Genomic DNA, 12,597 nt, shown 5'->3' on the forward strand with positions numbered 1-12,597 from the left:
ACCCCATGGGACGGCTGGGCGTGGACGTCGGCGGTGTGATCATCGAGCTGAGCGACGGGAACGAGGACACCTCGTTCTTCGGCGACAACTACCTGCGCACACCCCCGCTGGACGGGGTGTTCGCGGCGCTGGCCGCGCTGGTCCCCCGCTTCGACGAGGTGTACGTGGTGTCGAAGTGCGCCGAGCCGACCGAGCAGCGCACCCGGGACTGGCTGGCCCACCACGACTTCCACGCCCGCACCGGGATCGGCCCGGAGCGGCTGCGCTTCTGCCGTACCCGGCCGGAGAAGGGGCCGATCGCCGCGCAGCTGGGGCTGACCCACTTCATCGACGACCGGCTGGAGGTGCTGAGCTATCTCGACATGGTGCCGCACCGGTACCTGATGCGGCCCCGGGAGGACGAGGTCGCCGCGCACCGCGCCCACCTGGCCGGGGTGCAGCGGGTCGAGAGCTGGCCGGAGCTGGTCGCGCGGATCTCCGCGGACGCCGGGCAGGGCACCGCCGACCGGCACTGACCCCCGCGTCCGCCGCGCACCGGATGGCGGTACTGCCCGGCGCGCAGCCGGCGGCCTTCAGCGCGGGGGCGGAGACGAGCGGCAGCCGTCAACGCCGGATCGCGAAGGCGAGTGGCAGCCGTCAGCGCCGGATCGCGGATGCGAGCCGCAGCCGTCAGCGCCGGATCGCGGAGGCGAGCGGCAGCGGGGTCGACTGGCCCTCCCAGCTGCCGGTCAGCACGGCGCCGGCCGGCGAGGTGCCGCGGTCGAGACGGCGGACGACCGCCAGCTCGACGGTGTCGGTGACGATCAGCGTCGGGTCGGCGTCCACCACCCGGCGGGGCGTACCCACCTCGGGCAGCTCGGCGTCGTCGGCACCGCTGCTGTCGATGGCCATCGTCGGCGCCCGCCGCTCCTGCCCGCCGTCGACCTCGACGTACTCCTGGGCCTGGCCGGATCCGGTGAGGATCGCGGCGGCCAGCGCGGCGGCGTAGACCGGGTCGCCGCAGGCGTCGTAGACCCAGCGCCGGCCGAGCACCGAGTGCGCGGTGGTGCCGACCAGCCGGTCGTCGGCGCCGTCGAGCGGTGCGCCCCGGTAGGTGAGCGGGACCTGGTGGACCGGCCCGTCACCGGCCCGGACGAGCAGGGTCTCGATGCCGACCTCCCCGGCCGGGTCGTCGAACCGGTAGCCCGCGACGCGCACCACCTCGACGCCGGCGGGTCCGTCGTACCAGCCTTGGCCGGGCAGCCACTCGGTGAGCAGTTCCAGCTTTGTGGGGCGCAGCGTGGCGCGGTGCAGCAGGGCCATGCACAAGATCGTATGCCCGGCCGGCCGCGCGAGCCGGCTCGGCGCGGGGGGTCAGGCCGGCCAGGCCTTGGCGAACAGGTCGCGGGTGTCGGCCAGCAGCTGCGGCAGGACCTTCGTCCGGCCGATCACCGGCATGAAGTTGGCGTCACCGCCCCAGCGCGGCACCACGTGCTGGTGCAGGTGGGCGGCGATGCCGGCGCCGGCGACGCCGCCCTGGTTCATGCCGAGGTTGAACCCGTGCGCGTTGCTGACCGTGCGGACCACCCGCATCGCGGTCTGGGTGTACACGCCCAGCTCGATGGTCTCCGCCGGGTCCAGGTCGGTGTAGTCGGCGACGTGCCGGTACGGGCAGACCAGCAGGTGCCCCGGGTTGTACGGGTAGAGGTTGAGCACCGCGAAGACGTGCACTCCGCGCGCCACGACCAGGCTCTCCCCCTCGGGCAGGCCGGGGGCCAGGCAGAACGGGCAGCCGGTGGGCTTCTCGTAGCCGCCCTCGGGACGGTCCTCGCCGGAGATGTAGGTCATCCGGTGCGGCGTCCAGAGCCGCTCCAGCCCGTCCGTCAGGCCGGTGTCGCCGGTGATGTCCGTGCCGTCGTCAGAGTGCCGCGCCGCCCCAGTCACACGCCGATCCTACGGTCACCGCGCCGGATCCCACCCGTCCCCACCGCCCCACCCGAACCCGGCCCGCGCTCCCCCCTCGCGCGCACTTTCCGAGAAAGGGTGGCCATCCGGCGAGGAACAGCCACTCTTTCTCGGAAAGTGCGTGGATCTTGCGGTGGGGCCGGCGGGTCAGCTCTGGGCGGACGGGCCGGAGTTGGAGCGGGAGCTCACGACGTCCAGCACGTGGGTGACCGCCTCGGCCATCGGCACCCCGTTGCGCTGCGAGCCGTCCCGGTAGCGGAAGGAGACCGTGCCGGCGGCCACGTCGTCGTCGCCGGCGATCACCATGAACGGGATCTTCTGCTGCTGGGCGGTGCGGATCTTCTTCTGCATCCGGTCGTCACCCGCGTCCACCTGGGCGCGGATCCCCTCGGCGCGCAGCGCCGCGACGAAGCCGTGCAGGTAGTCGGTGTGGTCCTCACGGATCGGGATGCCGACCACCTGCACCGGGGCCAGCCAGGCCGGGAAGGCACCCGCGTAGTGCTCGGTGAGCACGCCGAAGAAGCGCTCGATCGAGCCGAAGAGGGCCCGGTGGATCATCACCGGCCGCTGCCGGCTGCCGTCCGCCGCCTGGTACTCCAGGCCGAACCGCTCCGGCTGGTTGAAGTCGACCTGGATGGTGGACATCTGCCAGGTCCGGCCGATGGCGTCCTTGGCCTGCACCGAGATCTTCGGGCCGTAGAAGGCCGCGCCGCCCGGGTCGGGCACCAGGTCCAGCCCGGAGGACTCGGCGGCCGTGCGCAGCGCCTCGGTCGCCTCCGCCCAGTCCTCGTCCGACCCGATGAACTTGGGCGAGTCGTCGCGGGTGGACAGCTCCAGGTAGAAGTCGTCCAGTCCGTAGTCGCGCAGCAGGTCGAGCACGAACGACAGCAGGGTGGACAGCTCGCCGGGCATCTGCTCGCGGGTGCAGTAGATGTGCGAGTCGTCCTGGGTCAGACCGCGGACCCGGGTCAGGCCGTGCACCACGCCGGACTTCTCGTACCGGTAGACCGTGCCGAACTCGAACAGCCGCAGCGGCAGCTCGCGGTAGGACCGCCCACGCGCCCGGAAGATCAGGTTGTGCATCGGGCAGTTCATCGCCTTGAGGTAGTAGTCCGCGCCCTCCAGCTGCATGGGCGGGAACATCGTCTCGGCGTAGTAGGGCAGGTGCCCGGAGGTCTCGAACAGGTGGGCCTTGGTGATGTGCGGCGTGTTGACGAACTCGTACCCGGCCGCCTCGTGCCGGCGGCGCGAGTAGTTCTCCATCTCCCGGCGGATGATGCCGCCCTTGGGGTGGAAGACCGCCAGGCCGGAGCCGATCTCGTCGGGGAAGCTGAACAGGTCGAGGTCCGCGCCGAGCTTGCGGTGGTCGCGGCGGGCGGCCTCCTCCAGCAGCTTCAGGTACGCCTTCAGCTCGTCCCGGGTCGGCCACGCGGTGCCGTACACCCGCTGCAGCTGCGGGTTCTTCTCCGACCCCCGCCAGTACGCGGCGGCCGAGCGCATCAGCTTGAACGCGCCGATCAGCCGGGTGGTGGGCAGGTGCGGCCCCCGGCACAGGTCGGACCAGCAGACCTTGTCCTCGTTCGCGGCGAGGTTGTCGTAGATGGTCAGCTCGCCGCCGCCCACCTCCATCACCTCGGAGGAGTCCAGCCCCTCCCCCTTGACGTCGATCAGCTCCAGCTTGAACGGCTCGGCGGCCAGCTCGGCCTTCGCCTCGTCCAGGCTGTTGAAGCGGCGACGGCGGAACCGCTGGCCGGACTTGATGATCTCCTGCATGCGCTTCTCGAGCTTGCTCAGGTCGTCCGGCTGGAACGGCTTGTCGACGGCGAAGTCGTAGTAGAAGCCGTTCTCGATGGGCGGGCCGATGCCGAGCTTGGCCTCCGGGAAGACGTCCTGCACGGCCTGGGCGAGCACGTGCGCCGTCGAGTGGCGCAGCACGTTGAGCCCGTCCGGCGAGTCGAGGGTGACCGGCTCGACGCTGGTCTCCTCGGCCGGCTTCCAGTTCAGGTCGCGCAGCACGCCCTGCGGGTCGCGGACCACCACGATCGCCTTCGGCCCGGCCATGGGCAGCCCGGCCGCGGCCACCGCGTCGGCCGCCGTCGTCCCGGCGGCGACGACGACGGGGTCGGCCACGACGGGGGTACGGGGTGCGGACACGGTGACTCCTCAACTGCAGACGGTACGGATGCTGCCGGTTCCGGCTCCTGCGATGCTATCGGTCGCCCGTTTCCGCCCGGTCGTCGGGAAAGGATGGGCCCGCGTGTCCCGCCCGCCGCGCAGATCGTGCCGGCGCGGATTGAACCTTTCCGACCCGCGATCCGAACTACCCGGTGTGGCCGGAAACCGGAGCCGGCCGCGTGGAGACGGATGGGGGCACAGATGGCGATCACCCGCAACGGCGGCCGGCGGGCGGGTCTCGTGCTGGCCGCCGCGGTCGCCGGGGCGCTGGCCTGGCCGGGCGCGGCGCTGGCGGCGGACGTGACGACCACGCCGACGCAGGCGAACCAGGGCGACGCGGTGGAGCTGACCTTCGTGGTGCCGGAGGAGCGGCCCGGCGCCCGCACCGAGAAGATCGAGGTCAAGCTGCCCCCGGACGCGCCGATCGGGGAGGTCTACCCGTTGTCGGTGGACGGCTGGGCGCCCCTGATCACCTCCCGCGACCTGGACGCCCCGGTGGCCGGCATCCACGCGCCCTCGGTGACCACGGTGACCGCCGCTGTGGTCTGGACCCGGGCCGCCGGGAAGCCGCAGCCCGGCCCCGCCCGGCTCGCCCTGGCGATGGGCCCGCTGCCGCAGACCGACCGGATGAGCTTCGAACTGGTGCAGACGTACTCCGACGGCACGGTGGTGCGCTGGGCCGACCCGGCCGGTGGCGCCCACCCGGCCCCGACCCTGGCCCTGCTTCCGGCGGCCCCCCGGGCGGCGACCGGCCACGGCCACGGCGGCCCCGACGCCGCGCCGGCCGCCGGCGGGGACGAGGCGGCGGCCGACCCGGGCGCGGAGGACGGCGGTCCGAGCGACGACGTGCTGCTCGGCGGCGGGCTGCTGGTCGGCCTCGGCGGCGGCGCCCTGGTCGGCTGGGCGGTGAGCCGGGGACGGCACCGGGCCGAGCCGGCGGACGACGTCGAGGGCGACCAGCCCGACGGCGAGCCGTCGACGGACGAGCAGCCCGAGGGCGAGCGCTCGCTGACCGACCGGGCCAAGGGCGAGCCGGTGGGGTCGCGCTGAGTTCAGCGCGCCCAGTCCGGCAGCGGCTCCCGCGCCGCCAGCCAGCCGTCGGGCACCCCGCCCGGCGTACCGACCCCGGTGTGGGCGGCGACGATCGCGCCGACGATCGCGGCGGTGGTGTCGACGTCCCCGCCCGCCTCGACGCAGGCCCGGATCGCCGCCGGGTAGTCGTCGAGGTGGGTGGCGGCGACCCAGAGGGTGAAGGCCACGGTGTCCTGGGCGGTCACCCGGGAGCCGTTGCCGAGCGCCTCGACGGCCTCCGGCAGGGCCCGGCCGAGCAGCCCGGCGGCGCGGCGTACCCGGCGGTGCACCTCGGCGGCCGGGTCCAGCGCGGCGGCGACCGCCGCGAGCAGCCGGGCCGGGTCGGGGCGGCCGCCGTCCAGGCGGGCCCGGGCGGCGAGCGCGGCGGCCACGGCCACCGCCACGGCGCCGGCGATCCCCTCCGGGTGGGCGTGGGTGACCTCGGCGGAGGCGCGGGCCTGCGCCGCCGCCCGGGTGGTGGAGTCGGCGAACCAGGCGCCCAGCGGCCCGACCCGCATCGCCGCGCCGTTGCCACAGGAGCCCTGCCCGTCGAACGCCGACGCGGCGGCCACCGGCCAGGGCGTGCCGGCGCGGATCAGTTCGAGGAGTTCGACGGCGCCGGCGCCGTAGCGGCGGGCCGGGTCGTAGCGGGCGGCGAAGGCGGCGGCGAGGGCGTCCCGGTCGATCGTGCCGGTGTCGGCCAGGCAGCCGACCACCGAACAGGCCATCTCGGTGTCGTCGCTCCACGGCCACGGCCCGGCCGGCAGGCCGTCGCGCCAGGGCGCCACGCCCCGCCCCGGCACGAAGAACATCCCGCCCAGGGCGTCGCCGACGGAGAGACCGGTGAGACTGTCCCGGGCCAGGGCCAGCCGGGTGTCGGGAAACAGGGTGAACGTCATCGTCGTGCCAGCTTGCCCGGTGCGCGAGCCCTCCGCAACGCGATCAACTTGCCACGGGCAGTACGGTGCTGACGTGGCCACCGTGCTCCTGGTCGAAGACGACCACGTCGTACGCGGCGCGATGCTGCGTTCACTCAGCGAGCGGGGGCACGCGGTGCACGCGGTCGGCACGGCGCTGGACGCGCTGCGCCGGGTCGCCGCCGAGACCCCCGACCTCGTCGTGCTCGACCTCGGCCTGCCCGACCTGGACGGCTCGGACGCGCTGCGGATGCTGCGCGGCATCACCGACGTACCGATCATCATCGCCACCGCCCGCGACGACGAGCAGTCGGTTGTCCGGCTGCTGCGGGCCGGCGCGGACGACTACATGGTCAAGCCGTTCACCGGCGCGCACCTGGACGCCCGGATCACCACCGTGCTGCGCCGGGTCGGCCGGGCCAGCCGGACGGTGCAGCCGGCGGTGCACACGGTGGGCGGCCTGCGGGTGGACGTGGGCGAGCGCAGCGCGGTGCTCGACGGGGAGCCGCTGGCGCTGACCCGCAAGGAATTCGACCTGCTGGCGTATCTCGCCGCACGACCCGGCCGGGTAGTGTCCCGGCGGGAGCTCTTGGAGGAGGTATGGCGGCAGCCGTCGGTCGGCGAGGACCAGACCATCGACGTTCACCTGTACTGGCTACGCCGAAAGATGGGCGAGTCCGCGGCGAAGCCGCGCTACCTGCGCACCGTGCGGGGGGTGGGCTTCCGACTGGTGGCCCCGGACTGAGGCTGGCGCTGGCCTACCTCACGGCCGGCATGTGCGCGCTGGTCGCGCTGGCGTTCCTGATCCCGCTCGGGGTGAGCCTGCGCGACGACGTCCGCGACGAGGCGCTGGCCGACGCGGCCCGGCGCAGCGCGCTGGTCACCGGAGCGTTGGCGGTCAGCACCGAACCGGCGGCCGTGCGGCGGGCCGTGGAGGCGACCGGGGACGACCCGGCGACCCGGCCGGTGGTGCACGGGCTGGGCGGGGACGAGACGGGCGGCCGGGCCGCCGAGGCGGACCTGCAACGGGCCCGCACGGAGAAACGGTCGGTGGTCACCGACGTCTCCGGCGGGGTGCTGCGGCTCGACCCGGTGGTGCTCGACGACCGGGTCGCCGTGGTGGAGGTGTTCGTCCCCGAGGCCGACCTCGACGAGGGCTCCGGCGGCACCTGGCTGCTGCTGACCGCCGTCGCCGTGGCCCTGATCGGCGCCGCCGTGATCGTGGTGGACCGGGTCGCGGCCCGCGCGGTCGACTCCACCCGGGGGCTGGTCAAGGCGGCCCTGGCCGTCGGCGACGGCGACCTGGGCGTACGCGTCGAGCCGAGCGGCCCGCGGGAGCTGGCCGAGGCCGGGTACGCGTTCAACCGGATGGCCGACCGGCTGGTCGCCTCGCGCACCGACGAACGGGAGCTGGTGGCGGACCTGTCGCACCGGCTGCGGACGCCGCTGACGGTGCTGCGGCTGGACGCCGAGGGGCTGGACTCCGACGACACCAGCGTCGGCTCGTTCACCCCGGCCGAGCTGGACCGGCGGCGCACGATCCGGCGCATCCGGCAGGCGATCGTCACCCTCGAGGGCGAGATCGACGTGCTGATCAAGACCACCCGCAAGGCGGTGGCCCACGAGGCCGGGCCGGCGGAGTGCGACGTCAGCGAGGTGGTCCGGGACCGGATGGTGTTCTGGGCGGCGCTGGCCGGCGACCAGAACCGGCCGCACCGGGTCAGCGGCGCCCAGCTGCGCATCCCCGCGCCGGTGCCGCGCGCCGAGCTGGCCGCCGCGTTGGACGCGGTGATCGGCAACGTGTTCCGCTACACCCCGCAGGGGACGGCGTTCGAGGTGGCGGTCTCCCGCCGGGACGGCTACGTGGCGATCCGGATCGACGACGCCGGCCCCGGCATCGCCAACCCGGACCGGGCGCTGCGCCGGGGCGCCAGCGACCAGGGCTCCACCGGGCTGGGGCTGGACATCGCCAAGCGGGTGGCCTTGCAGGCCAACGGTTCGGTGAGCATCGACCGGGCCCGGCTGGGCGGGGCCAGCGTGGTGATGTTGCTGGCCGACCCGGAGGCGACGCCCCGGCAGGTCAACCGCTTCGGGCTGGTCGGCCGGATGGCCCGGGAGGCCCGGGAGCAGAAGACCAGCAAGCGCCGCTGGCCCCGGCAGCGTCCCGCCGACGACTGACCACCACGACCGGCAGCGCCGTTCCGGCGACCGGGGACGCCCGGCGGCGAGGCGGACGGGCGTTGGTTGTGGGGTGGCGCAAGTCTTCCTTAGATCCGGGTTAACGCGGGCGCCGGTGCGGCCGGATGCTGCCAGGATCAGGGAGAACCCATCAGCTCCACCGGTCTTGTCGCCCCTGACAACTGCCGGCCGGTGGAGCCCGAGCGCGCGGCGGGGGCACGGTCCCCCCACACCCGCTCCCGCCGCGCGCCCCACCTCTCACCGACAGTCGTGAGGTGACCCGATGAGCCCGTCCGTCACCCGGCTGCTGCGCTGGGCCGCCGTGGTCGGCGCGGGTATCGGCCTCACGCTCGCGCTCTGGCAGGACCCGGTGCTGGCGTACGACGCCGCCCGACCCGCGATCCGGACGCCGACCGCCGCGGCACCGGTCGCGCTCACCGCCCCGACCGCTCTCGAACTGGCCGCCTCGGCGCCCTGATGCTCCGGCGGGACCGGCCGCCGGCGCGGCCGGCCGACCTGGGCCCGGCCGCCCGACGTGCCCCGCGGGCTCAGCGCGTCCCGGTTGCCAACCAGGCGTCGATCTCGGCGCTGATCCGGGCCTTCTCGCCCGGTTCGAGGAACGAGGCGGTCACCCCGTCCCGGGCCAGCGCGGCCACCCCCTCGGGGCCGACGTCGAGCAGCGCGGCGGCCACCGCGTACTCGTCGTTGAGGGTGGTGCCGAACATCGGCGGGTCGTCGGAGTTGATGCTGACCAGCACGCCGGCGTCGACCAGCCGCCGCAGCGGGTGCTCCTCCAGCCGCGCCACGGCCCGGGTACGGACGTTGGAGGTCGGGCAGACCTCCAACGCGATCCGGTGCTCGGCCAGGTACGCCAGCAGCTCCGGGTCCTCGGCGGCGGAGATGCCGTGCCCGATCCGCTCGGCGCCCAGGTCGCGCAGGGCGTCCCAGACCGTCTGCGGGCCGGTGGTCTCCCCCGCGTGCGGCACCGAGCGCAGCCCGGCCGCCCGGGCCTGGTCGAAGTACGGCTTGAACTGCGGCCGGGGCACCCCGATCTCGGGGCCGCCGAGGCCGAAGCTGATCAGCCCGTCCGGCCGCTCCTCCAGGGCGATCCGCAGGGTCTCCTCGGCCGCGGGCAGCCCGGCCTCACCGGGGATGTCGAAGCACCAGCGCAGGGCGATGCCGAAGTCGGCCTCGGCCCGCTTGCGGGCGTCCTCGATCGCCTCGCAGAACGCCGGGGCGGGGATGCCCCGGCGCACGTGCGAGTACGGGGTGATGGTCAGCTCGGCGTACCGGACCTGCTGGCGGGCCAGCTCGCGGGCCACCTCGTGGGTGAGGATCCAGACGTCCTCCGGGTCGCGGATCAGGTCGACGACGCTGAGGTACACCTCGATGAAGTGGGCGAAGTCGCGGAACGCGAAGTAGTCGGCGAGCGCGGCCGGGTCCGCCGGGACCGGGCTGCGCCCCTCGTGCCGGGCGGCCAGCTCGGCGACGATGCGGGGCGAGGCGGAGCCGACGTGGTGCACGTGCAGCTCCACCTTGGGCAGTCCGGCGATGAAGGTGGGCAGGTCGGTCACAGCTTCTCCTCTGCGCGGGCGACGGTACGGGCGACGGTGAAGATCCGGCGGAACGGGAAGTACACCTGGCCCTGCCGCACCGGGTACGCCTCGGCGAGGCGTACCCCCAGCTCGGCCCGGAAGTCCGCCCAGCCGGCGGCGTTTAGCGCCGCCCGGACCGGTCGCAGCGCGGTCCCCTCCATCCAGGCCAGCACCGGGTGGTCGGCGGCGGGGTCGGCCGGCAGCAGGTGCACGTAGACAGTCTCCCAGGCGTCGACCGCGCAGCCGGCGGCGGCCAACGACGCGGCGTACCCGACGGCGTCGTCGACCGGGGTCTCGCGCAGCAGCGGCGCCAGCGTGGCGGCCCAGCGGTCCCGGCGGGCGACCTCGCGCAGCGCCCGGTGCGAGGGGGCGTCGAAGTTGCCGGGGACCTGGAACGCCAGCCAGGCGCCGGCGGGCAGCTCGCGGGCCCAGCGGGCGAGCAGTTCCCGGTGCTCCGGCACCCACTGGAGCACGGCGTTGCAGACGACCACGTCGACGTCGGGTGCCGGCCGCCAGTCCCGGACGTCACCGACGCTGAACTCGACCGGGGCGGCCAGGGCGGCGGCCCGGTCGATCATCTCCGGGGACGAGTCGAGGCCGCGGATCGCGGCGGCCGGCCAGCGGGCGGCGAGGCTGGCGGTCAGGGTGCCGGGCCCGCAACCGAGGTCGACCACGGCGCGCGGCCGGTCGGCCGGGACGCGGGCGACGAGGTCGTGGAACGGGCGGGACCGTTCGTCGCCGTAGCGCAGGTAGGTCGTCGGATCCCACATTGCCGCCTCCAAACCGTACGTACGTCTTGCTATGACCCTACGGCCCGCGCTGCGGTCCGGCAAGGCGATCACTAGGCTCGGTCCGATGGAACAGCGCAGCTTCGACCGGCTCGGCCGGCAGGTGGGTGTGGTCGGCCTCGGCGCCTGGCAGCTCGGCGCCGACTGGGGCCGGGTCAGCGAGAGCGACGCCCTGGCCGTGCTCGCCGGCGCCGTGGACGCCGGAGTGACCTTCCTGGACACCGCCGACGTCTACGGCGACGGGCGCAGCGAGCAGCTCATCGGGCGGTTCCTGCGGGAGCGGCCCGGGCACGGCCTGACCGTGGCCACCAAGATGGGCCGCCGGGTGGAGCAGACGCCCGAGGCCTACACCCTGGACAACTTCCGGGCCTGGACCGACCGGTCCCGGGCCAACCTCGGCACGGACACCCTGGACCTGGTCCAGCTGCACTGCCCGCCCACCGCCGTCTTCGCCGACGACCGGGTCTTCGACGCCCTCGACACGCTGGTCGCCGAGAAGCGCGTCGCCGGGTACGGGGTCAGCGTGGAGACCTGCGACCAGGCGCTCACCGCCATCGCCCGGCCCGGCGTCGCCAGCGTGCAGATCATCCTCAACGCGGTCCGGCTCAAGCCCCTGGAGCGGGTGCTGCCGGCCGCCGCCGCGGCCGGGGTGGGCATCATCGCCCGGGTGCCGCTGGCCAGTGGCCTGCTCTCCGGCCGGTACGACGAGCGCACCACCTTCGCCGCCGACGACCACCGCACCTACAACCGGCGCGGGGAGAGCTTCGACGTCGGCGAGACCTTCTCCGGCGTCGACTACGACCTCGGCCTGGCGGTCGTACGGCGGCTCGCCCCGCTGGTCGGCGCGGACCGCACGATGGCCCAGTTCGCCCTGCGCTGGATCATCGACCAGCCGGGCGTCACCGTGGTGATCCCCGGCGCGCGCGACGCCGCGCAGGCGCGGGGCAACGCCGCCGCGGCCGACCTGCCGCCGCTGACCGCCGCCGAGCGGGACACGGTCCGGACGGTCTACGACGAGCTGGTCCGTGCCCGGGTGCACGACCGGTGGTGAGCCGCGCCGGGGCGGTGCTCGCGTGCCGGCCGGACGGGCCGCATGCTGACCGGAGGCCGGGACCACCGGCGCGGGTGAGGAGGAACCGATGAGGGGCTGGCTGACGCTCACCCTCGGGCTGCTGGCCGTGGTGGTCGGAGCCGTGTGGACGGTGCAGGGCCTCGGGTACGTCGGCGGCAGCGTGATGACCGACCAGCGGATCTGGGCGGTGCTCGGCCCGGTGGTGATCCTGATCGGACTTCTGGTGCTCTGGCGGGGCCTGAAGGCCCGCCGCCGCACCTGACCCACCCGGGTGACGGGCGGGCGTGGGCCCGCACCGGGCCCGGACACGCGGAAAGCCCCGCGTCCCTGCAGGACACGGGGCTTCTCGTCGATCCGGGGGGCCGGATCACCCGGGCCGGCGGCTGCCGACCGGCACTACTCAGATGGGGCGGACCTGCTCGGCCTGCGGACCCTTCTGACCCTGGGCGATCTCGAACTCCACCCGCTGGTTCTCCTCCAGCGTGCGGTAGCCGCTGGTCTGGATGGCCGAGAAGTGGACGAACACGTCAGCACCCCCGCCGTCGACGGTGATGAAGCCGAAGCCCTTGTCAGCGTTGAACCACTTCACGGTTCCCTGCGCCATGTGTATCTCCTTCTAAAACTGGCGGCCGAGCACGCCGTGCGGCCGATTGGCCGTTTTCGAGCAGCGGCGCCTGAGGCGGCCCCCACGAAGGAGACTTCTCTCAACCCACGCCATCTCCAACAGCCGGGCCAGCTTAACCACGTACGCAAAAACTCTGCACAGCCTACCGGACGAAATTCTCCGACATGTGACCTGACGGATGCCGAAGATCGCTGGGCGGGTGCCCCCGGCCGTGCGAAAGGCCCCCCACCCG

Annotated in this window: 14 protein-coding genes; 7 read left to right on the forward strand and 7 right to left on the reverse strand. The window is 74.2% G+C overall.

The window, feature by feature from the left end; translation table 11 throughout:
• Nucleotides 1-5 precede the first annotated feature (5 nt).
• Nucleotides 6-515: a hypothetical protein gene (locus FHX75_RS09705; RefSeq protein ID WP_154938229.1), complete on the forward strand. Its 510-nt coding sequence runs from the start codon at nt 6-8 to the stop codon at nt 513-515.
• 154 nt (nt 516-669) lie between these two features.
• Here FHX75_RS09705 and FHX75_RS09710 read toward each other — a convergent pair whose 3' ends face one another.
• From FHX75_RS09710 to thrS, 3 genes are all read right to left on the reverse strand, one after another.
• Complete coding sequence (locus FHX75_RS09710; protein WP_154938230.1) at nt 670-1,302, reverse strand: CG0192-related protein; 633 nt, start codon at nt 1,300-1,302, stop codon at nt 670-672.
• Nucleotides 1,303-1,353: 51 nt separating this feature from the next.
• Complete coding sequence (locus FHX75_RS09715) at nt 1,354-1,866, reverse strand: HIT family protein (RefSeq protein WP_154938977.1); 513 nt, start codon at nt 1,864-1,866, stop codon at nt 1,354-1,356.
• 225 nt (nt 1,867-2,091) lie between these two features.
• Complete coding sequence (gene thrS / locus FHX75_RS09720) at nt 2,092-4,098, reverse strand: threonine--tRNA ligase (protein ID WP_154938231.1); 2,007 nt, start codon at nt 4,096-4,098, stop codon at nt 2,092-2,094.
• Between the two features lie 210 nt (nt 4,099-4,308).
• Between thrS and FHX75_RS09725 the strand changes: the two genes are divergently transcribed.
• Nucleotides 4,309-5,169 carry a DUF1775 domain-containing protein gene (locus tag FHX75_RS09725; RefSeq protein ID WP_246157816.1) on the forward strand — a complete coding sequence of 287 codons (861 nt, stop codon included), beginning with the start codon at nt 4,309-4,311 and terminating at the stop codon, nt 5,167-5,169.
• 2 nt (nt 5,170-5,171) lie between these two features.
• Here FHX75_RS09725 and FHX75_RS09730 read toward each other — a convergent pair whose 3' ends face one another.
• Nucleotides 5,172-6,089 (reverse strand): ADP-ribosylglycohydrolase family protein, encoded by a 918-nt coding sequence (locus FHX75_RS09730; protein WP_154938232.1) that lies wholly within the window; start codon nt 6,087-6,089, stop codon nt 5,172-5,174.
• Between the two features lie 73 nt (nt 6,090-6,162).
• Here FHX75_RS09730 and FHX75_RS09735 point away from each other — a divergent pair, with 73 nt between their 5' ends.
• The 3 genes from FHX75_RS09735 to FHX75_RS09745 all read left to right on the forward strand — a co-directional run bounded on the left by FHX75_RS09735 (nt 6,163) and on the right by FHX75_RS09745 (nt 8,763).
• The gene (locus tag FHX75_RS09735) at nt 6,163-6,852 is read left to right on the forward strand and encodes a response regulator transcription factor (protein ID WP_088962822.1); all 690 of its coding nucleotides are present in this window, start codon (nt 6,163-6,165) and stop codon (nt 6,850-6,852) included.
• A gap of 29 nt (nt 6,853-6,881) precedes the next feature.
• The gene (locus FHX75_RS09740) at nt 6,882-8,285 is read left to right on the forward strand and encodes a HAMP domain-containing sensor histidine kinase (protein WP_154938234.1); all 1,404 of its coding nucleotides are present in this window, start codon (nt 6,882-6,884) and stop codon (nt 8,283-8,285) included.
• A gap of 283 nt (nt 8,286-8,568) precedes the next feature.
• Entirely contained in the window at nt 8,569-8,763 is a 195-nt protein-coding gene (locus tag FHX75_RS09745; RefSeq protein WP_154938236.1) for a hypothetical protein, read from the forward strand.
• A 70-nt stretch (nt 8,764-8,833) separates the two neighbouring features.
• On the opposite strand, the gene FHX75_RS09750 is transcribed toward FHX75_RS09745, so the two are convergent.
• On the reverse strand, nt 8,834-9,859 hold the full coding sequence (locus FHX75_RS09750) for an adenosine deaminase (RefSeq protein WP_154938238.1): 1,026 nt from the start codon (nt 9,857-9,859) through the stop codon (nt 8,834-8,836).
• Nucleotides 9,856-10,650: a trans-aconitate 2-methyltransferase gene (locus FHX75_RS09755; RefSeq protein ID WP_154938240.1), complete on the reverse strand. Its 795-nt coding sequence runs from the start codon at nt 10,648-10,650 to the stop codon at nt 9,856-9,858. The genes FHX75_RS09750 and FHX75_RS09755 overlap by 4 nt, the downstream gene beginning before the upstream one ends.
• 85 nt (nt 10,651-10,735) lie before the next feature.
• Between FHX75_RS09755 and FHX75_RS09760 the strand changes: the two genes are divergently transcribed.
• The gene (locus FHX75_RS09760; RefSeq protein WP_154938242.1) at nt 10,736-11,719 is read left to right on the forward strand and encodes an aldo/keto reductase; all 984 of its coding nucleotides are present in this window, start codon (nt 10,736-10,738) and stop codon (nt 11,717-11,719) included.
• Between the two features lie 88 nt (nt 11,720-11,807).
• A complete protein-coding gene (locus tag FHX75_RS09765; protein ID WP_154938244.1) occupies nt 11,808-12,002 on the forward strand; it encodes a hypothetical protein in 195 nt (64 codons plus the stop codon).
• A 138-nt stretch (nt 12,003-12,140) separates the two neighbouring features.
• Here FHX75_RS09765 and FHX75_RS09770 read toward each other — a convergent pair whose 3' ends face one another.
• Entirely contained in the window at nt 12,141-12,344 is a 204-nt protein-coding gene (locus FHX75_RS09770) for a cold-shock protein (protein ID WP_007075740.1), read from the reverse strand.
• Nucleotides 12,345-12,597: the final 253 nt, after the last annotated feature.

The sequence above is a fragment of the Micromonospora palomenae genome (assembly GCF_007829925.1).
Classification (GTDB): Bacteria; Actinomycetota; Actinomycetes; order Mycobacteriales; family Micromonosporaceae; genus Micromonospora; species Micromonospora purpureochromogenes.